We start from the raw sequence: 24,673 nt of genomic DNA on the forward strand, positions 1-24,673 counted from the left end.
CCGGTTGATTTTGCAAAATTTTTCGCAATTTTGACCGCTTACTGAGGATTCTAATGAAAAAATATCTAATTTTATTAATCAGCCTATTTGCTTTAAATTCTGTTGCGGCAGAAGGCTATAAAGATCTGAAATTTGGCAGCTCGATTGATGAGGTGCGAAAAAGCAAATTATGCCTAAGTATGTGGGAAGAACTTGAAGCGGATAATGTTTGGCGCTGTAATCAGTTTAAGTTTGCCGAACAGCCGATAAAAGCTATTATCCGTTTTGCTGATCAGAGATTAGAATTAATCAATCTAGTGCTGGCGGCGCATGAACGAGATCGTGTGAGCCAAGGTTTACGCCAAAAATACGGTGAGCCGACTCATATTTCCGGCAATATCAAATTAGGACAGCTGTTACCAACCGATCAAAAATGGTTTATGGTATTTGATGATGACAGTATTCGCTTGATCTTCATTCCGGCGACAAAAGTTGATACCCCACAGGGGCAGACTACCGTACCGGCGCAATTGAATTTGCGTTATCAGCCGAAAAAGGCGAATAGTTTGATTGACGATCTATAGCGTATTAAGCCTTTATAAGCGGTCATTTTTTTGCAAAACTTTGCATGAAAATGACCGCTTTTATTTTGCCTCATTTCTACATAGAGTTTATAAAAATGTGATCTGGTTCACATTTTTGATACCTATTTCACGGTATAATTTCACAAAAACTTAACAATAATTTAATAAGGAATGTTATGAGTAACTCGCCTTCTGCCGTTTCCTCATTTTCGGATGTCACTTTAATCGGGGCTGGGATTATGAGCGGAACCTTAGGTACGTTGTTAAAAGAACTTGCACCTCACAAGACCATCAGTGTCTTTGAAAAATTATCGGCAGTAGGTTTAGAAAGCTCAAACGAATGGCACAATGCAGGCACCGGCCATGCGGCATTATGTGAGCTGAATTACACCGCACAGCAAGCGAACGGTGAAATTGAAACCGAACGCGCATTGAAAATTTTCGAAGATTTCCAGTTGTCGTTACAGCTTTGGAGTTACTTGGTTGAAACCGGAAAAATTAGTCAGCCGCAGCAATTTATTCAGCCGATTCCACATATCAGTTTCGTGCAGGGCGAAGCCGATGTCGCGTTTCTGAAAAAACGCTATCAAGCATTAACCCAACATCATTTTTTTGCTGAGATGCAATTTAGCCAAGCGCCGGAACAATTGGCACAATGGATACCGTTGATGATGACGGATCGCTCCGCGAATCAGCCGGTTGCCGCCAGTTATATGGCGGGAGGCACTGATGTCAATTTCGGTGCGTTAACCCGCAAATTATTCGCTTACTTAGCTACGCAAGAAGCGGAACTCAACTTAAATCATCAAGTCTCGGATTTAGTTCGCTTACCGAATGGCGAGTGGGAAATTTCCGTGATTGACGCTTCAAATCAGCTACGTAAACATCGTAGTAAATTTGTGTTTATCGGTTGTGGTGGCGGTAGTTTGCATTTGTTACAGAAATCCGGTATTGCCGAGGCGAAAAGTATCGGCGGCTTTCCGGTTAGCGGTTTATTTATGGTGTGTAACAATCCGCAAGTGATTGCCCAGCATCAGGCTAAAGTGTATGGCAAAGCGAAAGTGGGTGCACCGCCAATGTCCGTGCCTCACTTAGATAGCCGTTTTATCAATGGTAAGCAAACATTATTGTTCGGGCCTTTTGCCGGTTTTACGACTAAATTTTTAAAACAAGGCAGCCATTTCGACTTAATTACCTCTATTCGCCCGGCGAATTTTAGCTCGGTGATGATTGCCGGTGTTAAAAACTTACCACTAGCTAATTATTTAGTAAAACAGGCGATGTTAACCAAAGAACAGCGTATGGCGGAGCTGCGAGAGTTTATGCCGAATGCTAAAAGCGAAGATTGGGATTTGTTAGTTGCCGGTCAGCGCGTACAGGTGATTCGTCAAAACGATATGCGTTTTGGTACGGAAGTGATTCACGCTCAAGACGGTTCGCTTGCGGTGCTGCTTGGTGCGTCTCCGGGCGCATCCACTTCGGTAAAAGCGATGCTAGATGTGATTTGTCGCTGCTTTGTTGATGAGTTGCCTGAATGGCAGACTAAACTTGAACAAATGATGCCTTCTTTCAATAAAGCGTTACGCAATGAGCCGGAACTTTATACACAGCTTAAAGCACGCTTTGCCTCAAGTTTGAAACTTACCCTCAACTAACGGATAAGCGGTCGTTTTTAGTGTGATTTTTGCAATTTGCAAAAAAATTGCCAAAATTGACCGCTTGCTTCCCCCTCTGTTTTACCTACTTTCCAGCATATTTCGAAAATTTGTGTGATCTCTGACGCATTTTCACAAAAAATTCACATTCTGTTATATCTTCACTAACATTTTTGATCTAGAATCTAAATATTAATTATTCGCATTTTAATTAGCTCCATAATATTTAGAATAAAGAGGTAAAAATGATTATTTCATCAGCCAATGACTATCGTGAAGCCGCACGTCGCCGTGTTCCCCCGTTTATGTTTCATTATGCGGACGGCGGATCATTTGCAGAGCGTACTCTAGAGCGCAATGTGACTGATCTCGCCGATCTCGCATTACGTCAACGTGTGTTAAAAGATATGTCGAAGCTTGATACCGAAATTGAATTATTCGGTGAAAAACTGGCAATTCCGGCGGTGTTAGCACCGGTGGGCGCTTGTGGTATGTATGCTCGCCGTGGCGAAGTGCAGGCGGCGCAAGCGGCAGAAAATAAAGGCATTCCGTTCACGCTTTCGACTGTCTCAATTTGTCCGATTGAAGAAGTGACTGCCGCAATTAAACGCCCAATGTGGTTCCAACTTTATGTGTTAAAAGACCGTGGTTTTATGAAACACGTGCTAGAACGTGCCAAAGCGGCTGGTTGTTCAACCTTAGTGTTTACCGTGGATATGCCGACACCGGGCGCACGTTATCGTGATCGCCATTCGGGTATGAGTGGTGATTACAAAGAAATTCGCCGTGCATTACAAGCGGTAACTCACCCGTTCTGGGCGTGGGATGTTGGTATTAAAGGTAAACCGCATACGCTTGGTAACGTTTCGGCTTATACCGGTAAAGCAGTGGGTTTAGATGATTACGTCGTGTGGTTAGGCGAGAACTTCGACCCGTCAATTTCGTGGAAAGATCTGGAATGGATTCGTGATTTCTGGGACGGCCCAATGGTGATCAAGGGTATTTTAGATCCGGAAGATGCGAAAGATGCGGTACGTTTCGGTGCGGACGGTATTGTGGTTTCAAATCACGGCGGTCGCCAGCTAGACGGTGCATTATCCAGCGCAAGAGCCTTACCTTCGATTGCGGATGCGGTGAAAGGCGATATTAAAATTCTTGCCGATTCAGGCATTCGTAACGGCTTAGATATTGTACGTATGCTCGCATTAGGTGCGGACGCTACTATGCTTGGACGTGCGTTTGTGTATGCTCTCGGCGCAGCAGGCAAAGCCGGTGTAGAAAATATGTTAGATATCTTCAAGAAAGAAATGCACGTCGCAATGACCCTTACCAGCAACCAAAAAATCAGCGACATCACCCGTGATGCGCTAGTGGATTTAAGTAAGTTGTAACATTAACTCTTATATAAACAAAAAGCCCCAGCTCTTGCGAGCGAGGGCTTTTTTTGTGGGATTAGCTGGAGTATTTGGACTATTTTTTGTTAAAAACTTTCTTTTAATAATTTCAAAACACATTCCATTTTGGCGGATTGTTTACGGTGAGCAGTGACGGCATATAGATTGTAGTACGGCATTTGAATATGCGGCAGTACTATTTCCAATTCTTCTTTTTTAATTGCTGAGGCAATTTCACCTTCAAGTTGGAAGGTGAGTCCGAAGCCTGCAATAGCCAAGGTTCTCGCTGCAAGAATAGTTGGGCAGTGTAGAATTTTACTACTACGAAATTGCCCCAAGTTTAGATTGCTAAAAGCATTATTAAATACGCTATCGTTATATTTCAGCCATTTTTGTGCTAATAAATCCGTTGGCGTACGAATAGGATTTTCAGCTAAATATGCGGGGGAAGCACATAGACAAAGTCGCCATTGAGTAAGGTAACGGACGATCAATTGGCTATTAGGGGCTGGTTCGGCAGCACGTATAGCAATATCAATTGAGCCATCCATTAAATCTGCAATACTGTCATCCGTCAGTAAAATCAGTTCAATTTGCGGATAAGCTTGTTCTAAACGTTGAATAAAGTGCTGTATTTCTCTGCTTTCAATAAAACCGCTCGGTAAACTCATGCGAATTTTGCCTTTAAAATCTGTTTGAAGAGCGGTCAGATTTTGTTGAGATGTTACTTACTAGTGCATGTTCAATTTCTTTCGCACCTTGCCATAATATCTGTCCAGCTTCCGTTGGGCTTATTTTCCGTGTAGTACGATTAAGTACACGAATACCGTAATGTTTTTCTAGTTGGCGAATATGTTGGCTAACAGCAGAACTACTAATACCTAACTCTCTCGCTACCTGAGACATATTTCCTGCATCTAGTACTTTTCCCAGAATTAATAATGCCTTAACGGTTTCCATAATTACCTCATATTTATAAGTTTTTCTTCAAAGTGTATTAAGGAAACAAAGGATTATCAAGATAATCTAAATATATATAATGAGTCTTAACAAAAACATCATCTAAAAGAGGGAAATGTTATGCCACATATCAATGTAAAATGTTATCCAAAAAATTTAACTGAAACGGAATTTAATCATTTTATTTCAGAGCTCAATGTACTTGTGCAAAAACACTTAAAAGCAACAGATGATGTTGTTTCTATTCAATACACCGAAATTGAACCTGAAAATTGGGGTGATGTTTATCATCAGGAAATCAAGCCGAACTTGGCTAAATTGGCGAAAAAACCAGATTATGAAATGTAATAAACATGCTTCGTGAACATTAAATTAGCAATCTTTTCGGTAAAAAATTATGAATAAATTGGCAAAATTTCTGATTATTTCGAGCACTTGTTTAAGTACAAGTAGCTTTGCTGAGAATGCCTTGCGTTATTTTGGGCAACAGGAAAATAGCTACATAAGTTCCATAGCTTACGGTAATAATCGCCAAGCAGGACACTATCAGAATGTTGGTGATACGCAAATTTATTATGAAATCTATGGTTCAGGTAAACCTGTGGTTGTGTTGCATGGTGGTTTAGTTGGCTCTATTGCTGAAATGGGGCAATTTATTGATAAATTATCTCCAAATTATCAAGTGATAGCTGTTTCTACTCGTGGACACGGAAAATCAGGCATTGGCTCGTTAACCCCTAGTTACTCACAAAAAGCTAAAGATTTAAATGCCGTATTAGGTCAAGTAAAAGAACCCGTCACTCTTTTAGGTTTTAGTGATGGCGCCTATACTGCTTATCAATTTGCTCTCGATTACCCTGAAAAAGTGAGCAAAATCATTGCAATTGGAGCAGGGACTTGGAAGAAAGGTTTTCGCCATTTTGATGGCTCATTTACGGATTTTAGTAAACTGGATACAAATTATTGGCAACAGCAACAAGGTATTCGTCCGGAGCCTGATCGTATGAATGAGTGGTATCAGCAAAATATTATGTATTTCAATCAATTGGAAGTATCAGCTGAAAGCTTATCAAAAATCACACAGCCCGTTTTAGTATTAGCTGGCGAGAAAGATCAAAATGCCCCGTTAGATACGATAATTTCGGCTTATAAAGCGATACCAAATGCTCAGCTTGCTATTATCCCAAATGCTCCGCATCCTGTATTTCAAGTGAATTTCCCCGCAGTGTGGGAGAATATTGAACCGTTTTTAAAGCATGATAAATAAATGTTATCAGCCATGGTGTTTACCGCTATTTATCAAAAGCGTGACATATAAGAATAGAAAAAGCCCCAGCTCTTGCGAGCGAGGGCTTTTTTTGTGAAATTTGGTGGAGCTGGGGGGATTTGAACCCCCGTCCGAAATTACTCCATCTTCAGCACTACACGTTTAGTCTAGTCTTTAGTTTCACTTATCTCCAGCGGACAGACACGCAAGAAATAAGCTAGTTTGATTCAATTTAGTGTTTCGATCCTCAAACGGCGGCGTCCACACGATCTCGTTTTGGGTGACTTATCGTTGCCCTCGTCTTACGAGCGGAAGCTGAGGCGATAAGGCTATGAGCAGGTTATTAAGCTGCTAAAGCGTATTGTTCGTCGTTTGCGACTATTTTTTTGCGGTTTGTTTACGAGGCCTACCGCACCTCGACGTGCACCTTGGACTTCGCTAATCCCGTCGAATCCAGAATCAGCCCCAAAAGTCTTGCAATTCTAATGGAAAGCGGTTGATTTTGCAAAAAATTTTGCAAATTCGACCGCTTAGTAAATTAATTTGCGGAGTAGTTCAAATATTTCACTTTTTTATTTTGACAAATAGACTCCGATTTATTGTAATTCGCGCAGTTAATCTTTTTTTCTTTTGATAAGGAGTCATTATGACTTTCGCATACCAACAAAAAGAGCCGGAAAAGTTCGCCACTTTTCTTAAACGCCAAAAAATGATTTTTATTGTGGCGTTTCTCGGCTATGTCTGTGCGTATTTAGTGCGTAATAATTTTAAACTTATGTCGAAGTCCATTATGGTGACCAACGGCTGGGAAAAAGCGGATATTGCGATGTTACTGTCCTGTCTGACTATTTCCTATGGCTTGGCAAAATTTTATATGGGCGCATTGGGCGACCGTGTGAGTTTGCGTAAGTTATTCGCTATTTGCTTAGCGGCAAGTGCGGTGATTTGTATTACGATCGGTTTCTACCATACCTCAATCATTACGCTTGCGGTGTTATTGGTGTTATGCGGTGTGGTGCAAGGGGCGCTAGCGCCGGCATCGCAAAGTATGATTGCCAATTACTATCCGAACAAAACCCGAGGTGCGGCAATTGCCGGTTGGAATATTTCGCAAAATATGGGCTCTGCACTGTTACCGATGATGATTGCAACCATGACCACCATGGGCTTTATTGTGCCTTCCAGCGGTAATGTGTTAATGGCGTTCTTAGTGCCTGCTGTGTTAGTGCTATGTTTTGCGCTGTTTTGTTGGAAATTCGGCGGCGATACACCGGAAGGTGAGGGGTTGGATTCGTTACGTACTATGTACGGTGAAGCGGGTGAATCCAATGTGGCGACCGAAGAAGAAAAAAATAGCCTGAGCTATTGGCAGTTGATTTGGAAATATGTGTTTTTAAATCCGGCATTATTATTAGTTGCTGCGGTGAATGTGGCGCTCTATTTTATCCGCTTTGGGGTGGAAGACTGGATGCCGATTTATTTGCATGAAGTGGCGAAAATGGGGGATGCCGAATCGCATATGGCGATTTCCGTTTTAGAATGGGTAGCGATTCCGGGGTCATTGGTGTTTGCTTGGCTAGCGGTTAAATATCCGAATAAAATGGCAAAAATGGGGGCGATCGGCTTATTTATTATGGCGGGAGTTGTTTTCGCTTATGAATATGTCACGGCGAGCGGTACGCCGAATTATCCGTTATTGTTGGTGATTTGCGGTATTTTGGGGGCGTTGATTTACGGTCCGCAATTAATCGTAAATATCTTAACCATTAACTTTGTACCGTTAAATGTTGCCGGTACGGCAATCGGCTTTGTCGGTGTAACTGCTTATCTAATCGGTAATATGGGCGCAAACTGGATTATGCCGATTATGGCGGATAACTTCGGTTGGTTCTGGTCTTATGTGGTGATTGCAGCGCTTTCCGTGTTCTCTGCGGTGGGGTATTTAGTGTTAGCGAAACACGAAGAAAAAACCATTAAAGCTTAAATAAATTCATATACTCAAAAAGCGGATTTCTCAGGCGGGAACTCCGCTTTTTTATTGTCGTCCAACGCTTTCGTAAGAAATCCACGCCGGATCATTCTAACGCTGTTATAATGTACGGGTCATGAATAGCCAATGAGAAATAAGATGAAAAAATTTGACGAACACGAGATAGAAGATGCAGAAATTATTGAGCCGGATGAAGTAGAAGTGCTAGAAAACGAGCCGAGTGAGGCGATGCATCCTGCTTTAGTACAAGGCGGTATGCCTGTTCCGCAAGGGAATCTCGATAGCTATATTCGTATGGCAAATCAATATCCTATTCTCAGTGCCGAACAAGAAAAAGAGCTGGCGGAACGTTATTATTATGATGAAGATTTAGAAGCGGCAAAACAACTGATTCTTTCGCATATGCGCTTCGTGATTCATATTGCGCGCGGCTATTTGGGTTACGGACTGCCGCTTGCCGATTTAATTCAAGAAGGGAATATCGGCTTGATGAAAGCGGTAAAACGTTTTGACCCGAATGTCGGTGTGCGTTTAGTGTCTTTTGCAGTGCATTGGGTGAAAGCAGAAATTCACGAATACGTATTAAAAAACTGGCGTATCGTGAAAGTGGCGACCACCAAAGCGCAACGTAAGTTATTCTTTAATCTGCGTAAAAACAAAAATCGTCTCGCTTGGTTTAATGAAGAAGAAATCAAAAAAGTGGCGGAGGATTTAGGGGTGTCGGTTGAAGAAGTGCGAGAAATGGAATCTCGTATGACCGGTCAAGACTTAGGTTTTGATTTGCCTGCCGGTGAAGATGATGACGAGGCTTATGCGCCTTCAATGTATATTGAAGATAATAGCTCAAACTTTGCCGATGAACTGGAAGACGAAGAGCATACGGGCGAAGCAACTGCTCAATTGGCTTATGCGCTGGCGACATTGGATGAACGTAGCCAAGATATTATTAAAACCCGTTGGTTGGATGAAGACAAAGCTACTTTACAAGATCTGGCGGATAAATACGGCATTTCAGCCGAACGTGTACGCCAATTAGAAAATGCGGCACTGAAAAAAATCAAAGACGCAATTACTTTAGAGTAATGTGCTATACGTAGATAAGCGGTCTATTTTCACCTGAAATTTGCAAATTTGGGATGAAAATAGACCGCTTGTTGTATCTATTAGTTAACCGCTTTAGGCAATAAAAAAGCGGTACGATTTGCAAAAAATCTTGCAAAAAGCACCGCTTGGACAAGGACAATCTTTATTTTTTCTTCGCGTATTTGAGCGAGTCAATCGCTACCGCAAGCACGATAATGCCGCCTTTAATAATGTATTGCCAGTACGGGTTTACACCGATATAGGTTAAACCGTAGTTGATAACGGTAAAGATAATTACCCCGGTCACCACGCCGATAATGGTGCCGACTCCACCGGCAAATGACACGCCGCCCACGACACAAGCCGCAATTGCATCCATTTCATACATAAAACCGAGGTTATTGGTTGCCGAGCCGATACGACCTGCTTCTAACATACCGCCGAATGCATAAAACACGCCGGATAACATATAAATACCCATTAAGTTAAGCGGGACGTTTACCCCTGAAACACGTGCTGCTTCCGGGTTACCACCGATCGCAAAAATGTTTTTACCGAAGCGGGTTTTATTCCAAAGCGTCCACATAATTAACGTAGCGATTACCGCATAAATCGTGATGTAAGAGAGTTTAAAATCACCGAAGCGGAAGAAACCTTGAGCAAAAGAGGAGAAACTATCGCTAAAACCGGCAATCGGTGAACCGCCTACCGCATCATAATAAAGTGAGTTGATACCGTAAACGATGATCATTGTCCCCATCGTGGCAATAAACGGCGTTACGTTGAGATAAGCAATAACAAAACCATTTAATAAACCAATAACCGCGCCGATAGCACATACGGCAAGAATCACAACCGGAATCGGAATCTCAGCTAAATCGGGGAATACTCGGTTCATATTTTCCATCGATTGCATTAAGGTTGCGGTAATTACCGCTGCCAATCCCACCTGACGACCGGCGGATAAGTCGGTACCTTGCGTCACAATTAAACCGGCAACCCCTAATGCAATAATTAAACGCACGGAAGATTGCGATAAAATATTACTGAAGTTACGTAAACTTAAGAAACTTGGGTCTTGTACGATAATGACAATTAACAAAATTAATAACACAAAATAAATCGCATTTTGTTTAAAAAAATCCATGGTGCGATTCTGTTTTAAAGCGGACATACATCACTCCTTGCTTTTATAAATATTTTGCAGCGAGCTGCAAGATTTCTTCTTGAGAGGTTTTGGCGGTTTCAACAATGCCCGCCACTTTCCCGTTACTCATGACTAAAATTCGGTCGGTTACCCCTAATAACTCCGGCATTTCGGATGAAATCATAATGATTCCCTTATCTTTATTGGCTAAATCGAGAATTAATTGGTAAATCTCGAATTTCGCCCCGATATCAATGCCTCGGGTCGGTTCGTCCAACATTAAAATTTCCGGTTGGGTTAACAGCCAACGGCCGATAATCACTTTTTGTTGGTTACCGCCGGAAAGTGACCCAATACTGGTTTGATGAGACGGTGTTTTAACATTCATCGCATCAATCACCCATTGGGTATCACTTTTCATTTTTTTATTGCTGAGTAAACCTAATTTACCTAAGTAAGATTTCATATTTGAAATCAACGAGTTAAATTCGATGCTGAGATTCGCATAAATACCGGTTGAGCGGCGTTCTTCGGTAACCAGCGCAAAACCGTTATTAATTGCTTCAAACGCATTACGATTGTTGACCGCTTTGCCGTTTAAGGTAATAGTTCCGCTGGCTTTTTCACGCACACCGAAAATAGTTTCGACAATATCGGTACGTTTTGCACCGACCAAGCCGGCGATACCCAACACTTCGCCTTTACGCAATTCAAAGCTAACATCTTGAATGGACGGCTGATTTTTGGCGGTTAAATGTTCTACCACGAGTACGGTTTCTTTCGGTATATTGGTTTTTTCCGGGAAACGTTGAGTCAGTTCACGACCTACCATCATGGAAACGATTTGTTCCATTGAGGTATCTTTAATCGCAACGGTGTTTACCCATTTACCGTCACGCAAGATAGTAATTTCGTCACAAATTTTGAATATTTCATCCATTTTGTGCGAAATATAAATAATGCCGCAGCCACGATCTTTTAATTTCTGAATGATTTTAAATAAATGTTCGACTTCTTTTTCAGAAAGCGAAGAAGTCGGCTCATCCATAATTACAATTTTGGCGTTGTACGAGAAAGCTTTGGCAATTTCAATCATCTGCATTTGTGATACGGATAATTTCGCCACTTTATCACGTGGATCGACATCAATATCTAATTCATCAAAAATTGCTTTGGTATCACGGTACATTTTATCGTGATCGACAAACGGCCCTTTTAGCGGATAACGCCCAAGCCAAAGGTTATCCATGACGCTTACTTGTTTTACTAGATTCAGTTCTTGGTGAACCATCGAAATCCCGTTTTCAAGCGCCTCTTTTGAGGTTTTAAAATTGACCGGTTTGCCTAAAAATAAAATTTCACCTTCATCCTTGGCATAAATCCCGAATAAACATTTGAGTAGGGTGGATTTACCTGCGCCGTTTTCGCCCATTAAGGCGTGTACGCTATGGGATTTTACGGTTAAGTTAGCTTTATCCAACGCTTTTACGCCGGGGAAAGACTTACTAACATTTGTCATTGTGAGCAGTACTTCACTTGTCATATCTCACTCCCTAAAAAATAGGCACGAGTGATCCACCCGTGCCTAAACAACTTCACTTATTTTAAAAATTTATCTAAATTATCTTTATCTACGCCAACATAAGGAATACGTACAACACGTTCCTCAATTTTCCAGCTGGTGCCTTCACCTGCCGCTTTACCTTCTGCAAGATTTGCCGCTAATTGCACTACGGCTTTGCCTTGACCGGCAGCATCGTTAAGCACCGTACCGGCTAATTCACCTTTTTTGATTAATTGTAATGCTTCAGGTAATGCGTCTACACCAAAGATCGGTAATTTACGACCGTGCGCTTTAGTAGCTTCTAATGCGCCTAACGCCATACCGTCGTTATTCGAGATAATCACTTCAATATCTTTCGCCTTACCGCTGGATAACCAAGCGTCCACTTTATCTTTTGCTTGTGCCGCATCCCACAATGCCGCATCCATAAAGATCTGTTCGCTTTGAATACCTTGTGCCGCTAAGCCTTCCACCACGTATTTAGTACGTGCTTCCGCATCAGGGTGACCCGGTTCGCCTTTTAATAACGCATATTGCACTTTACCGTCTTTGTTTAAATCTAATGCCGGATTCGCTTTCCATTGTTTTGCAATTAAGTCACCTTGGATTAAACCGGATTCTTTCGGATCTGTACCCACGTAATAAGCTTTGTCATAGCTTGCAACCGCTTTTGCTCCCGGGTCTTTATTGAAGAATACAATTGGCAAATCTTCACTTTTCGCTTTATCAATAATGGTTTTTGACGCTGAAGGGTCAACCAAGTTGATCGCTAATGCTTTTACGCCTTTAGACAGTAATACGTCCACTTGGTCGTTTTGAATAGATTGGGTGTTTTGCGAGTCATTCATTAATAACTTCACATCTTTTAATTGATGCGCTTCTTTGTCGATTTCTTTACGCATTAACGCCATAAAGTTATCGTCATATTTGTAGATGGTCACACCGATACGTGTTTCTGCTTGTGCGGTACTAATACCTGCGCCTAATGCAATCGCTAATGCTAAGGTGCTTAATACGGTTTTTTTCATAGAGTTACCCTCTGGTATAAAAGTATTATGATGAGCTACGGTTAAAGTAGTTGGGCGAAGCATACAAAATCTAAGAAAAAAATACTGTGATCATTTTCACAAATCCGAAAAAATGAAGTAAATAACTTAAATATACAAGATGTTTGTGGAATTTTACTTCGTTTATAGTATCAATATAGAGCCTAATCTTTTTATTGCCTATAATAATTAAGCAAATGAGGAGAAAACAATGAAAGTAGGGTTAGTGTTGGAAGGTGGTGCGATGCGAGGTATGTTTACCGCCGGCGTACTCGATGTATTTTTGGATGAGCAGCTTGAATTTGATGGGGCAGTTACCGTATCTGCAGGGGCATTATTTGGGGTGAATCTCCCGTCTAAACAACGTGGGCGAGTGTTGCGCTACAATAAAAAATATATGAATGATAAGCGCTTTTTAAGTCTGAAAAGCTGGCTTACTACCGGTAATCTAATTAATCGTGATTTCGCTTTCTATGAATTGCCCACTATTCATGATCCGTTCGATCAAGCTACTTTTGCCCAATCGCAAATGGACTTTTGGGTTACGCTAACCAATGTGGAAACCGGTGAACCGGAATATTTTAAGGTGCAAGACGTGTTTAAGGAAATGGAGTTGTTTCGTGCCACTTCAGCCATGCCGTTTGTGTCTCAATTTGTTGAAATTAACGGCAAAAAATATTTGGACGGTGGCATCGCCGATAGCATTCCGTTACAGAAGTGCCTTGATTTGGGCTACGACAAAATCGTATTGGTTTTAACTCGCCCGTTGGAATACCGCAAAAAGCCAAGTTCGATGGCATTGTTTAAGTGGATTTATCGCGGTTACCCCCACTTGATTGAGCGTTGGCAACAGCGTTATCAAGATTACAATCAAACGGTGGAGCGCATTATTCAGTTAAACCAAGCACAACAAATTTTCGTGATTCGCCCGTCACAAACTATTCCGTTAAGTCGTTTGGAAAAAAATCCTAACAAGTTACAACAAATGTACGATTTGGGTGTTTCTGACGCTCAGCAGGCAATATCTGCGTTACGTCAGTATTTGGCAGCTTAGTCCCAATAAGCTTCCAAGGACAAGCGGTCGAATTTGGCAAAATTTTTGCAAGTTTTTATCGAAATTCGACCGCTTGTTTAAGCCACCGATCGCTATTCGGCTAATTCGGTTTGCTCATGTGCCATCAACTCTTGTCCGACAGAATCCAGCAGTGACAAATAACGTTCGTAATGTTTGAGAATGTCGGCAATCAATTCATCCCCCTCCATATACTGCACGTCATAGCCGGCACGCCCATCAAAGAAATAAGTGATTGGCTCATAGGTCACGCTATTTTGAATATGCGGTAAATTCTCGTCATTGATTAACTGTTCCGAGACTTCACGACTGACGGATTTGATACCGTACATAAAATCACGCATAGATTCTTTATGAATGACTAATTCTACCGCCGGTTCGTCTTGTTCGAAATAGGCGTTTACATCAACACTTAATCCGTACTCGGCAATCAATTCTCGGCGTAAGGTTCGCATTGCTGGTAACGCTGTTTTTTTCAAGAACCGATTCACGTCTTTTTCTTCCGTTTGGTTAAGCATTTGGCTGAGGTAATCTCGCCATTTATCGCCTGTCCAAAGTACGGAAGTCGGAGTGAGTTTCACCTCAAAATATTTTTTATCCGCACTTAGCCCAAACCACAAACTCACACACATGATTGCCATTAAAATGGAGAATGGTAAGGCGGTAATTAATGTCATCGTTTGTAAGTTGGCTAAACCGCCGGTAGTAAGTAACGTAATTGCCACAGCTGACATTAATACGCCCCACATCACGGCTTGCCAACGAGGTGCAGAGAGGCTTTTATCACGTGACGCAATGTTATTCAGAACATAAATCCCGGAGTCGGCGGAGGTAATAAAAAACAGTGCGATACTTAATAATGCAACTAGTCCGGTTACCGTAGAAAGCGGTAAATAATCTAAAAATTTAAATAATAGGGTTTCCGGTGTAGCAACAAACTGTGCCAATGAGCCTTGCGCTTGGTTCAGATCAAGCCAAATCGCACTATTACCGAATACGGTAAACCACAGAATGCCGAATAGGCTTGGTAGTGCTAAGACACCAAATACAAATTCTCGAATGGTACGCCCACGAGAAATACGGGCGATAAATAAGCCAACAAATGGCGCCCAAGAACACCACCATGCCCAATACAAAATCGTCCAGCCGTTAAACCATTCGGTATTTTGTTGTTCATACGCATAAGTTTTAAAGCTAAGTTGCACTAAATGGGTGAGATATGTACCGATATTGTCGCTAAATGCGGCTAATAGATAGAGTGTTGGGCCGGAAAGTAATACGAAAATTAATAAACAAACCGCTAGCACTAAATTGGTTTCGCTTAAAATTTTCACCCCCTTGCCCACACCGGAGATCGCTGAAAAAATAGCAAGCGACATAACGATAACAATTACGCTAATTTGTAAACCGAAACTATTTTCGTCAATCCAGCCCATTTCCACTAAACCGGCACCTAACTGTGCCGAGCCGAAACCCAGAGTAGTAATAATACCGAATAAGGTGGCAACTAATGCCATAATGTCGATAACGTCCCCGATCTTGCCGTTAATGCGATCTTTTAATAACGGATAAAAGCAAGAACGCAAAGCAAGCGGCAGTTTATAACGGAAGCCGAAATAGGCGAGCGCAAGCGCAATCACACCATAAATCGCCCAAGCGTGCATTCCCCAGTGGAAGACCGTGTGGAGTAAGGCTTGTTGTGTTTTCTGCTCACTTGTTCCGCTGGTAATGGAAGACAAATAATGAGAAAGCGGCTCGGCAACGCCGAAGAACATTAATCCAACCCCCATACCTGCGGCGAATAACATTGCCATCCAAGACATAAAGCTGAATTCCGGTTCTTCTTCATTGGTACCGAGTTTAATATTACCTAAACTACTCACCGATAAAATCAGCAAGAAAAATAAGAAAATAGAACACATTAAAATATAGAACCAGCTGAAATTAGCAAAAATACCCGCTTTAGCGGCATTTAAGGCAGTTTGTGTTCCGTTGGGGAAAATTAAAATCGCTGCGACAAGTAAAATAACAAATAATAACGTAATGCCTGTCACAAACGGATTAAATGAAGATTTGTCACGAACAAGCGTGGCTAAGTTCATAATTACTCCTTGGTTGACATGAAGATAATTTAAATTAAAAAAGTGTAATCTAACGATTAAATTGAACGTCCGAAGCGGACGAATGAAAAGGCAGAAACCTTATTTTGACGAGCAGGAAAGCTCTGATTGAAAAAAATATAATCTAGATACTATCACAAAATAAGCAGTTTGAAAAATTAACGTGTTTTGCTGAATTTTTTTAACTTTTCAATTCTTATCAAACATTTATATATTTTATGTTATTTTTATTCTTGTTTTTTTGTCTCTGAGTTTGGAGGTTTTATGGCAGCAGAAGGAGCAAGTCAATTAACAAGTGTGGTGGCTTTATTGGGCGCGGCAATTATTGCCGTGCCGATTTTTAAGCGTATCGGTTTAGGTTCGGTATTAGGTTATTTAGCGGGGGGACTAGCGATTGGTCCGTTCGGTTTGGGCTTATTTTCCGATCCGCATACCATTTTGCACATTGCCGAACTCGGTGTGGTAATGTTCCTGTTTTTAGTCGGATTGGAAATGCAACCGGCGCATTTATGGGGCTTACGCAAATATATCTTCGGCTTAGGCAGCTTTCAGGTGGTTGGTGCGGCGATTGCGCTCACCGGTTTAGTGATGGCATTCGGTTATTCATGGCAAGTGGCATTTGTCAGTGCGGCAGGTTTCGTGTTGACCTCCACGGCGATTGTGATGCAAGTATTAAGCGAACGAGGCGAAATGACCTCTGAACGTGGTCGTAAAATGGTCTCCATCCTGTTATTCGAAGATATGTTAATTGTACCGTTATTGGCGGTTGTCGCTTTTCTCTCGCCAATTCATTCAACAGAAAGCGCTAGCACGCCGATTTGGCAAAAAATTTCGATTGCCGTGTTTGCGATGGTTTTCTTATTTATTATCGGAACCAAGGTACTAAATCCATTCTTTAAAATGCTGGCACGTACCAAAATCCGAGAAATGATGACCGCCGTAGCACTTTTCGTGGTGCTTGGCTCAGCGTTATTAATGGAAGTGAGCGGGCTTTCAGCAGCAATGGGGGCATTTGCTGCCGGCGTATTGCTTTCCACTTCCAGTTTCCGTCACCAATTAGAGGTGGATATCGACCCGTTTAAAGGCTTATTGCTAGGCTTATTTTTCCTTGCGGTCGGGATGTCGCTCGACTTAAATGTGGTGTGGGACAACTTAGGGCTGATTTTATCGGGTGTGGCATTAATGATGTTGATTAAAGGTGGGGTGATTTTCTTAGTCGCTCGCCTTTCCGGCAGTAACAATTTAGACGCACACGACCGTGCAATCGTAATGGCGCAGGGTGGTGAATTTGCGTTTGTATTATTTGCTGCAGCGCACGCCCAAAAAGTAATTGATGACACGGTACACGCCAATATGACGGCAATTGTGGTGCTATCGATGGTCTTCACGCCGTTAATGATTATTGTGAGCCAGAAATTTATCGTGCCTCGTTTGCAAAAAATTGACGAAATCAAACCGCATGATCATATTGAAGAACAGAACCCGATTATCTTGGTCGGCTTAGGTCGCTTCGGACAAGTGGTTAATCATTTATTACAAATGACAGGTTACCACCCGACTATTATTGAACTGAATCCAAAACTTATCGCTGCAATGAAAAAACGTGGCGTAAAAAGTTATTACGGTAACGGTGCTCACCCTGATTTACTTAAAGCGGCAGGCATTCAAACCGCACAAATGCTGATTGTGGCGATTGATAATCCGAAACAAACGTTAGAAATCGTGAAATACGCACGTAGTGTGAATCCACATATTAAAATCATCGCTCGTGCTTATGACCGTTACCACGTTTACGACTTGGTACAATCCGGTGCGGATATTGAAGTGCGAGAAACCTTTGACGGGGCATTGCGTACCGGTAAACAAGCGCTACGAGAACTAGGCTTAGATGCGGATAAAGTGCATGAAATCGGTAATATGTACTTCGGCAAAGATCGCCATAGTGTGAAGCTTATGTCAGAAGTGTATGACCCAAAAATCGAACGTTTTAAAAACGAAGAAATGTATCGTATCGCTCTCGAACAAGACCAAGAAATTATGGCGGAAATCCAGAAGATTTTGGCGAGAGAGTAACATTAAGCAAGCGGTTAAATTTTGCAAAAAGTTTGCGAATTTTGACCGCTTGTTTTGCAATATCAAACTTAAAAATTACAGGAAAAATATGCAACACAACAAAATTCGACGTAAAGACCGAGCGGTGAATGATTATGAACAAATGCTTGAAATTATGCGCCAGTGCGATGTATGTCGATTGGGTTTTCAAGAAGAACAAGGGGTTTACATTCTGCCGCTCAACTTCGCCTTTAAGCAATTTGATGATCGCTTAGAGCTTTATTTTCACGGTCATCAAAAAGGTAAGAAGATCGATTTAATCAAACAACAAAAGATTGTGGGCTTTCAAATGGATCGTAAACACGAACTGGTGACGGCAGAGATTGCTTGCCATTATTCTTTCCGCTATCAAAGTATTATCGGCAAGGGCGAAATTTCTCTGATTGAAGAACGTTCGGAAAAAATCACGATTCTGCAATATTTAATGGAACATTACACCGGCAAATCCGATTGGCAGTTTGAGGAAAACGAACTGAACCGCATCGCCGTGATGAAACTAATTGTTACGGAATGGGCGTGTAAGGAACATTAATGACAAGCGGTTAAATTTTGCAAAAAATTTGTGAAATTTAACCGCTTGTTTGCTGTTTACTGGTTCAACAATGCTAAATATTTGCGCAAACTTTCCTGTTTGGTGTAGCTAAATTCTTGTATCGCCAACGTTTCCAGTTCTACATAGTGCTTTTTTAGCACATCTCCTGCTGAACGCAGTACCTCGCCACGTGTGATACGCTGCGCCATTCCTGTAAATACTCGGTCAGTTAAAAAATCAACGTCAGCGTAGTGAGACAAGGCTCGGTTCTGTGCCAACCAATTAAATAGCGAGGAGAAACCTTGTGGGAAAATCGGTTGATGTTGAATAATGTTATCCAGAATGTCGGTTTCAACTTGTGCCAGTTCTTGCCCAAACAAGCGATTAAAATTTTTCGCGATAAAGTGGTCAATCACAATATCCGACACAATCCCTTTAAATCGCCCCAATTCTTCGGCAAGTAACGGATTGAGGAAGTTTTCTCGTCGATCTGTTGTGCTATCGATCAAACGATGTAGCCTTACCCCGTTTTGAATATGACTTGCTACCGCTAAATTCTCAACTCGCCCCTTATAAAAATCACCGGCAAAATTACCAAATAAGGTATGGCTATTCGGCATTATTTTGTCTAACTCAAAGGAAATCATACTGTGGGCAAGAAAGTTCATGGCGGCTCGCTATAACTATTTATCATCAGCGCATCATAGCTTAGTTAGTAGAATAAAGAAATTGGACGAAGAGAGATAAAAAACCGCACTTGGGACAGTGCGGTAAGTTTGGGGGGAGTATTTTATGTAGTAATTGCACGAATCCATCGTAGGGGTGGGTCAGTACCCGCCCGAATTTGGATTACGCTTTCAATGATTGCATATCAATCACGAAGCGGTATTTCACGTCTGATTTGAGCATACGTTCGTAAGCGTGGTTGATGTCTTGAATGTTGATCATCTCCACGTCCGGCACGATATTGTGTTCGCCACAGAAATCTAGCATTTCTTGCGTTTCTTTAATGCCGCCAATCATTGAACCTGCAATTGAGCGTCTGCCTAATACGAGTGGTACGGTCGTGATGCTTGGATCAAGATCGCCGATTAAACCTACTAATACAAGCGTGCCGCTGATTGCTAAGGTTGGTACGTAAGGTTTGAGGTCGTGTGTATAAGGTACGGTATCAATAATGACATCGAAGGTATTAGCAACCGACTTCATTTGTTCTTCATCAGTTGAAATCACTACACGACTTGCGCCTAAACGGTGAGCGTCTTCTTCTTTACCCGGTGAGCGTGTAAATAACGTCACTTCTGCACCTAATGCGTGTGCCAGTTTGATTGCCATATGACCTAAGCCACCTAAACCGACAACCGCCACTTTTGATCCTTTACCTACGTTCCAATGACGCAATGGCGACCAAGTGGTGATACCTGCGCAAAGTAATGGGGCAACCGCTTTAGTATCTAGATTTTCCGGTACGCTTAGCACGAAGTTTTCGGTTACTACGATTTTTTCGCTGTAACCACCGAAGGTCGGCATATTGTCGCCAAAACGGTCTGTATCGCAATAGGTTTGTACTGCGGTATGATCGCAGTATTGCTCTAAGCCTTGTTCACAAGGGTGACAATGGCGGCAGCTATCTACGATACAACCTACTCCTACTAAATCGCCTACTTTAAATTTACTGACTTTATTACCTACACGGCTGACACGCCCGATAATTTCGTGACCAGGTACAACCGGATACATTGATACTCCCCAGTCATTACGCGCTTGGTGTAAATCTGAGTGGCATACGCCGCAGTAAAGAATATCAATTTCCACATCATCTTCACGCACATCACGGCGTTCAAAAGTGTGTGGAACGAGAGGAGATTTCGGATCTAAGGCAGCAAAGCCTTTTACTTTGAATGTCATAGTGTGTTCCTTTTTTGCGTTTAGAGTACCAATAAAAAGGCGGTGTAAAAATTAGGCTTTTTTACACCGCTTGTGGTTATTTAATCCAGCTTACGATTTCGCTGATTGGTTTACGTGATTTCGGTGCAATTTCACCGGCACGATAACCAAAAGTTGCCATCACAGAAACGCCGTATTCATTTGGATCGAATGCGCCTGCCTCGGCAAGAATTTGATTTACCGCATCATAGTTGAAACCTTCGATTGGGCAGCTATCAATACCAATCATCGCCGCACCGCTCATCATATTACCTAATGCGATGTAGGTTTGTTTTGAGCACCAGTCGAATAACGCACGCTCATTGCCGGCAATTTTGATATCTTGTTCGTGGAATTGTTTATATAACGCTAAAGTTTTTTCCATTTCTTCAGCAGTTAAACCACGTTGTTCAAGTGCTTTTTTGAAGTAGTCGCTGTCGTGGCTTGCATTTTTCTTGGCAAGTAACACCACTAAATGGCTTGCCGCATCCAATTGTGACGCCATACCCCATGCAACCGGTTTTAATTTGTTACGTAATTCTTGGTTTTGAATCACTACAAATTTCCACGGTTCAGAACCGACAGAACTTGGTGAAAGGCGAGCTAATTCTAAAATATAAGCAAAATCTTCATCACTGATTTTTTTAGACGCATCATAGTTACGTGTTGCACGACGGTATTTGAAAGCTTCTAAGACATTTTCTTTTTGGATATTAAACATAAAACTTCCTTCTAGTAAATTTTGTGATAGCGATAACTTTATCATTATCATCATTCGACAAATCGTACAGATCCTAATCATCTCTAGATATAAAATCCAATCACTATTTGTTATATGCAATATAAATAGATTTGATATAAGAAGGGGTTAGAGAAAGGAATGTAGAAAAAAATTAGCGGTTTAATTTCACTCAATTTTTGCAAATATAAGTGAAATTAAACCGCTTGGTGAACGAGAAAATTTTATTATTAGAGGCGGTAAATCACAGATTTACCAGTAGGCAGCGAAACTGCCAAATGGATTTTGCCACCGATTGCATCAATGTAACGTTGGATGGAGGATAACTTGATATCATTACCTCGTTTTTCCAACGCAACGACAGACGGTTGGCTAATATTGAGTTTATGGGCGAGTTCTTGTTGAGTTATTTGTAGTTCTTCACGTAAATGACTCAATTTGAGCTCGACATTTACTTCAGCCAAGGTTTGGCGAAGTTTAAGTTTCTTATCTTCGGGAGAACGTTGTTCAAGTACTGCATCCAGATTTGTTTCTTTCATTTTGGACCTCGTTGTTATACTGCGACCAGTCGATGAATGGCAAACAGTTTACTTAAAGCATAACCATAACGAATAATGGTTAATATTGCATTTCGTAATCATTGCTTTTTCGATCTATATCGCATAAATATGAGAATGTACTTGATTTTTTAGAAAAGTCAAGTTTTGTAATTTAAAGTCAAAAAGATTCTATTAAGTATTGGTTGGTTTAGATATGTTGGGATTGAAGGGAATATTGGTAAATCTATAGTAAGGATTTAGTCAATTAAACAACGTCTGACCACTTGTTGTAGTAGCTCAACCATTTGTTCAGGGCTTTCGTTTCTACCTCTTTTGACCCATTCGTCTAATGCACCGAAGCAAATCCCCATCATCATTGAATTTTGAAATGCTTCCCGGTTTGTTTGTTCCGGTTTAGCGCCGATCGTACAGGCAAAGTATTGTAAAAAGAGGTGTGAGAGATTTTGTGAATAAAGGAGATCTAAAATATCACCTAACTCATCAGTTACTTTAAATAAACCGATTAAACGTTCCCGCACATTGGTTGCGTTCAAATTGGCAAAGGTAGCAATAGAACGTTCGTGCATATGCTTAATTAAAACATCTTCTTTTGATTCGAAGTTGCGATAAAACGAAATGCGACTGACGCCTGCCAAGTTAGTCAGCTCGGTAATACTGATTGCATAAAAATCTTTCTTTTGCATTAAACGAAGGAGTGCCTCGGTAATACTTTCCTTCACTACGCAATTCACAGTTTTTTTCATAATTATTATCAGTTCCTTATCTTGCTTGTGTTAGAGGCAAATCAAAAGATGAAGTTCTCTGCTTTACAAAAAAGTGAGCAGTTGCATATAGATAATACAAACGCAAAAAGTTCAAAAATTTTTTACCGCTGTTACAAATCTATCTTATTGTTTCAGTTAGCTTTTCCAGGCTTGACGAGTTTAAGACCAATATTGAAAATACGCCTCGGAAATGGATTTACTATGTTTATTTATTTTTTCACAGACTTAAAATTGAAAATTCGAGGTAATTTATGAAATCAGTAATGATCAAAGGCTTAATGATTGCCTTATTATCTACGTCGATTACGGCACATGCTTTAAGTCGTTCACAACATGATACTGCTGTAGGAGCGGTGCTAGGCGGAGTTGCTGGCGCAGTTGCAGGGCAAGATATCACTTCAACGGTTGCCGGTGCGGCATTGGGTGGTGTGGTTGGTAGCCAATGGAATGCGCATAAAATCGAAAAAGAGCGTGATGAACGTTATCGTTCTGAACGATACCATAAAAGACATTCTCATGCTGGGTGCTGTTATAAGAAGCATCATAAACATAAAGTAGGTCATCGATATTACGGTCATCATCGCTGGCATTATAAAAAACATCGCCGCCATGATGACGACGATGATTAATTAAGATTGTAAGCGGTCAAATTTGCAAAATTTTCTGCAAATTTGACCGTTTGTTTTATTAGTTGTTATTTGTTTAGTAGTTTTACGTCAGTATCTTTTAGTAATTTTTTATTAGAAGCGCCAAAAGCTCCGACAATATTTTTATTATCGTATTCTGTTTTTCCTTCAAATAGCCCACCTACACTATCTCCGACTCCTCCAAAGAATCCTCCTTTGGAATGGATTCCATTTCCTTCAGCAGTGAAGGTATTATCTTTAATCTTTCCTTTTAAAGAAATAGAACAGGCTTCGTAATTACATTTATCGGCTAGTCCTAATTTAATAGCAATATCTTTTGTACCGAAATCTACTTCAATTACAGATGGATTTCGCAATTTACTAATTTTATTATCTTTAGCGTATGCACCATTTACTTCTTCGTATGTATATTTAGACGTTGATGTGGATATAGCTGCAGGAATCCCTTGAATAAAGGCGGTGATATTTTCTCCATTACTTTTTATAACTCCCCAGCGCATATTTTCCCACTTACTATAATCGAATTTATCTGCTCTGCTGCCAATATATCCTTCTACTTTATCTTGCATTTGTTTTGGTGCGGCATATTTTGCTGCTTGATATGCTTGCTGTGTTGTTTTGTCTTTTAATAAGTTTAAGGTGATCCCATCAATTTCAATCATTTCATAATCTGTGCTTGTGGGCTTAGATACTTTGTTTCCTTCTTTATTGATACTGATAATTCCTCCATCAACAGTACCAAGAGCCATAGGGTTAAAAGTCGAACTCAAATCTATTTGAGTTTTTTTCTCTTGTGGTACATCAGTTTTATCAATATCAGCTTGGTGAGGTTCTTCTCGATGGGTATCTACTTTCGTAGCATTTAGTGCTTGTTTTTCTGTAGCATCCTCTACTTTTGATTTATCTTGATTTTGATGGTTATCTACAACACTTTGTGATTGTCCATTATTAGGGTTATTAACGCTTGTCCCGTCTGGGATTTGACTATTATCTGCTTTTAATGTTTGTTTTTCTTTAGAATCATCAATCTTTAATTTATCCTGTTTTTTACTATCTTCTTTTGGTAGCTCATTCTTAAGGTGACTAACGTTTGTATTACTTTGGTCTTGGCTGTTATCTACTTTTTGCGGTTGTTCTTCTTTATGAGTATCTAACGATACTTCTTGTTTAGTTTCTGAAGTTACTTTTGGGGTGGTGTTCTCGTGTTCTTTAGATTGGGTGTTATCCGTTTTGGGTTGTTCTGATTTTTTTGAGGCTTCTGTAGATTGTTCCTCTTTTTTGACTGCATTTTGTTGTTTAGGAACTTGAGCTGTGTTTTCTACCTTAGTCGCTGATGAACCAGAATTGTTAGAAGAACATGCTGTTAATGCAACGGTACAAAATAGACTACAAGCAATAGCAATTGAATGGCGACGAAATTTTTCCATAATTTTCTCCTTAAAATTTAAGCTTAAAAGTGATACAAACCATGTTGTTTATATACGATCGGATAAGATTTATATCTTTTTAAGAATAAACCTTTGGATAAATCC

At 40.9% G+C, this 24,673-nt stretch carries 23 protein-coding genes and 1 other RNA gene; 11 read left to right on the forward strand and 13 right to left on the reverse strand.

Features of this window, described 5'->3' with window-relative positions:
* The first annotated feature begins 53 nt into the window (after positions 1-53).
* From EL121_RS06185 to lldD, 3 genes are all read left to right on the forward strand, one after another.
* On the forward strand, positions 54-563 hold the full coding sequence (locus tag EL121_RS06185) for a hypothetical protein (protein ID WP_039198431.1): 510 nt from the start codon (positions 54-56) through the stop codon (positions 561-563).
* 176 nt (positions 564-739) lie between these two features.
* A complete protein-coding gene (gene mqo, locus EL121_RS06190; protein ID WP_039198432.1) occupies positions 740-2,218 on the forward strand; it encodes a malate dehydrogenase (quinone) in 1,479 nt (492 codons plus the stop codon).
* 245 nt (positions 2,219-2,463) lie between these two features.
* Positions 2,464-3,609 carry an FMN-dependent L-lactate dehydrogenase LldD gene (gene lldD / locus EL121_RS06195; RefSeq protein WP_039198433.1) on the forward strand — a complete coding sequence of 382 codons (1,146 nt, stop codon included), beginning with the start codon at positions 2,464-2,466 and terminating at the stop codon, positions 3,607-3,609.
* An 89-nt stretch (positions 3,610-3,698) separates the two neighbouring features.
* Here lldD and EL121_RS06200 read toward each other — a convergent pair whose 3' ends face one another.
* Entirely contained in the window at positions 3,699-4,283 is a 585-nt protein-coding gene (locus EL121_RS06200) for a LysR substrate-binding domain-containing protein (protein ID WP_039198434.1), read from the reverse strand.
* A 13-nt stretch (positions 4,284-4,296) separates the two neighbouring features.
* Positions 4,297-4,572: a LysR family transcriptional regulator gene (locus EL121_RS06205; protein ID WP_039198435.1), complete on the reverse strand. Its 276-nt coding sequence runs from the start codon at positions 4,570-4,572 to the stop codon at positions 4,297-4,299.
* A gap of 120 nt (positions 4,573-4,692) precedes the next feature.
* Here EL121_RS06205 and pptA point away from each other — a divergent pair, with 120 nt between their 5' ends.
* Positions 4,693-4,920: a tautomerase PptA gene (pptA, locus tag EL121_RS06210; protein ID WP_039198436.1), complete on the forward strand. Its 228-nt coding sequence runs from the start codon at positions 4,693-4,695 to the stop codon at positions 4,918-4,920.
* A gap of 49 nt (positions 4,921-4,969) precedes the next feature.
* Positions 4,970-5,839, forward strand: coding sequence for an alpha/beta fold hydrolase (locus EL121_RS06215; protein ID WP_039198437.1), 870 nt, complete (start codon positions 4,970-4,972; stop codon positions 5,837-5,839).
* Between the two features lie 101 nt (positions 5,840-5,940).
* Here EL121_RS06215 and ssrA read toward each other — a convergent pair.
* Positions 5,941-6,306, reverse strand: a transfer-messenger RNA (tmRNA) gene (gene ssrA / locus EL121_RS06220).
* Between the two features lie 179 nt (positions 6,307-6,485).
* On the opposite strand from ssrA, the gene EL121_RS06225 reads away from it, so the two are divergent.
* Together EL121_RS06225 and rpoH are read left to right on the forward strand one after the other, a co-directional pair.
* A complete protein-coding gene (locus EL121_RS06225; RefSeq protein WP_039198438.1) occupies positions 6,486-7,823 on the forward strand; it encodes an MFS transporter in 1,338 nt (445 codons plus the stop codon).
* A gap of 144 nt (positions 7,824-7,967) precedes the next feature.
* Positions 7,968-8,912, forward strand: a complete 945-nt coding sequence (rpoH, locus tag EL121_RS06230; protein ID WP_039198439.1) for an RNA polymerase sigma factor RpoH — start codon at positions 7,968-7,970, stop codon at positions 8,910-8,912.
* Positions 8,913-9,075: 163 nt separating this feature from the next.
* Here rpoH and mglC read toward each other — a convergent pair whose 3' ends face one another.
* Genes mglC through mglB form a run of 3 tightly spaced genes read right to left on the reverse strand, consistent with a single transcriptional unit; the run spans position 9,076 to position 12,651 of the window.
* Positions 9,076-10,086, reverse strand: a complete 1,011-nt coding sequence (gene mglC / locus EL121_RS06235; protein ID WP_039198440.1) for a galactose/methyl galactoside ABC transporter permease MglC — start codon at positions 10,084-10,086, stop codon at positions 9,076-9,078.
* Positions 10,087-10,102: 16 nt separating this feature from the next.
* The gene (gene mglA / locus EL121_RS06240; protein ID WP_039198441.1) at positions 10,103-11,602 is read right to left on the reverse strand and encodes a galactose/methyl galactoside ABC transporter ATP-binding protein MglA; all 1,500 of its coding nucleotides are present in this window, start codon (positions 11,600-11,602) and stop codon (positions 10,103-10,105) included.
* A gap of 56 nt (positions 11,603-11,658) precedes the next feature.
* Positions 11,659-12,651, reverse strand: a complete 993-nt coding sequence (gene mglB / locus EL121_RS06245; RefSeq protein WP_039198443.1) for a galactose/glucose ABC transporter substrate-binding protein MglB — start codon at positions 12,649-12,651, stop codon at positions 11,659-11,661.
* 229 nt (positions 12,652-12,880) lie between these two features.
* Between mglB and EL121_RS06250 the strand changes: the two genes are divergently transcribed.
* Entirely contained in the window at positions 12,881-13,723 is an 843-nt protein-coding gene (locus EL121_RS06250) for a patatin-like phospholipase family protein (RefSeq protein ID WP_039198445.1), read from the forward strand.
* A 92-nt stretch (positions 13,724-13,815) separates the two neighbouring features.
* On the opposite strand, the gene EL121_RS06255 is transcribed toward EL121_RS06250, so the two are convergent.
* Entirely contained in the window at positions 13,816-15,843 is a 2,028-nt protein-coding gene (locus tag EL121_RS06255; RefSeq protein WP_129545053.1) for a BCCT family transporter, read from the reverse strand.
* A 282-nt stretch (positions 15,844-16,125) separates the two neighbouring features.
* On the opposite strand from EL121_RS06255, the gene EL121_RS06260 reads away from it, so the two are divergent.
* Positions 16,126-17,934 carry a monovalent cation:proton antiporter-2 (CPA2) family protein gene (locus tag EL121_RS06260; RefSeq protein ID WP_039198447.1) on the forward strand — a complete coding sequence of 603 codons (1,809 nt, stop codon included), beginning with the start codon at positions 16,126-16,128 and terminating at the stop codon, positions 17,932-17,934.
* Between the two features lie 88 nt (positions 17,935-18,022).
* Positions 18,023-18,505 carry a pyridoxamine 5'-phosphate oxidase family protein gene (locus EL121_RS06265; RefSeq protein ID WP_039198449.1) on the forward strand — a complete coding sequence of 161 codons (483 nt, stop codon included), beginning with the start codon at positions 18,023-18,025 and terminating at the stop codon, positions 18,503-18,505.
* Between the two features lie 56 nt (positions 18,506-18,561).
* Here the strand turns inward: EL121_RS06265 and EL121_RS06270 are convergent, their stop codons facing one another.
* The 5 genes from EL121_RS06270 to EL121_RS06290 all read right to left on the reverse strand — a co-directional run bounded on the left by EL121_RS06270 (position 18,562) and on the right by EL121_RS06290 (position 22,473).
* Complete coding sequence (locus EL121_RS06270; protein WP_423841616.1) at positions 18,562-19,173, reverse strand: ACP phosphodiesterase; 612 nt, start codon at positions 19,171-19,173, stop codon at positions 18,562-18,564.
* Between the two features lie 181 nt (positions 19,174-19,354).
* Positions 19,355-20,413: an NAD(P)-dependent alcohol dehydrogenase gene (locus tag EL121_RS06275; RefSeq protein WP_039198451.1), complete on the reverse strand. Its 1,059-nt coding sequence runs from the start codon at positions 20,411-20,413 to the stop codon at positions 19,355-19,357.
* Positions 20,414-20,489: 76 nt separating this feature from the next.
* On the reverse strand, positions 20,490-21,152 hold the full coding sequence (locus EL121_RS06280) for an NAD(P)H-dependent oxidoreductase (RefSeq protein ID WP_039198453.1): 663 nt from the start codon (positions 21,150-21,152) through the stop codon (positions 20,490-20,492).
* 248 nt (positions 21,153-21,400) lie between these two features.
* Positions 21,401-21,709 carry a helix-turn-helix domain-containing protein gene (locus tag EL121_RS06285; RefSeq protein ID WP_039198455.1) on the reverse strand — a complete coding sequence of 103 codons (309 nt, stop codon included), beginning with the start codon at positions 21,707-21,709 and terminating at the stop codon, positions 21,401-21,403.
* Positions 21,710-21,966: 257 nt separating this feature from the next.
* The gene (locus EL121_RS06290) at positions 21,967-22,473 is read right to left on the reverse strand and encodes a TetR/AcrR family transcriptional regulator (protein ID WP_039198456.1); all 507 of its coding nucleotides are present in this window, start codon (positions 22,471-22,473) and stop codon (positions 21,967-21,969) included.
* A 272-nt stretch (positions 22,474-22,745) separates the two neighbouring features.
* On the opposite strand from EL121_RS06290, the gene EL121_RS06295 reads away from it, so the two are divergent.
* Positions 22,746-23,123: a glycine zipper 2TM domain-containing protein gene (locus EL121_RS06295; protein WP_039198459.1), complete on the forward strand. Its 378-nt coding sequence runs from the start codon at positions 22,746-22,748 to the stop codon at positions 23,121-23,123.
* 65 nt (positions 23,124-23,188) lie between these two features.
* Here the strand turns inward: EL121_RS06295 and EL121_RS06300 are convergent, their stop codons facing one another.
* Positions 23,189-24,568, reverse strand: a complete 1,380-nt coding sequence (locus tag EL121_RS06300) for a transferrin-binding protein-like solute binding protein (protein ID WP_039198461.1) — start codon at positions 24,566-24,568, stop codon at positions 23,189-23,191.
* Between the last annotated feature and the right edge of the window lie 105 nt (positions 24,569-24,673).

It is taken from the genome of Actinobacillus equuli (genome assembly GCF_900636745.1).
Taxonomy (GTDB): Bacteria; Pseudomonadota; Gammaproteobacteria; order Enterobacterales; family Pasteurellaceae; genus Actinobacillus; species Actinobacillus equuli.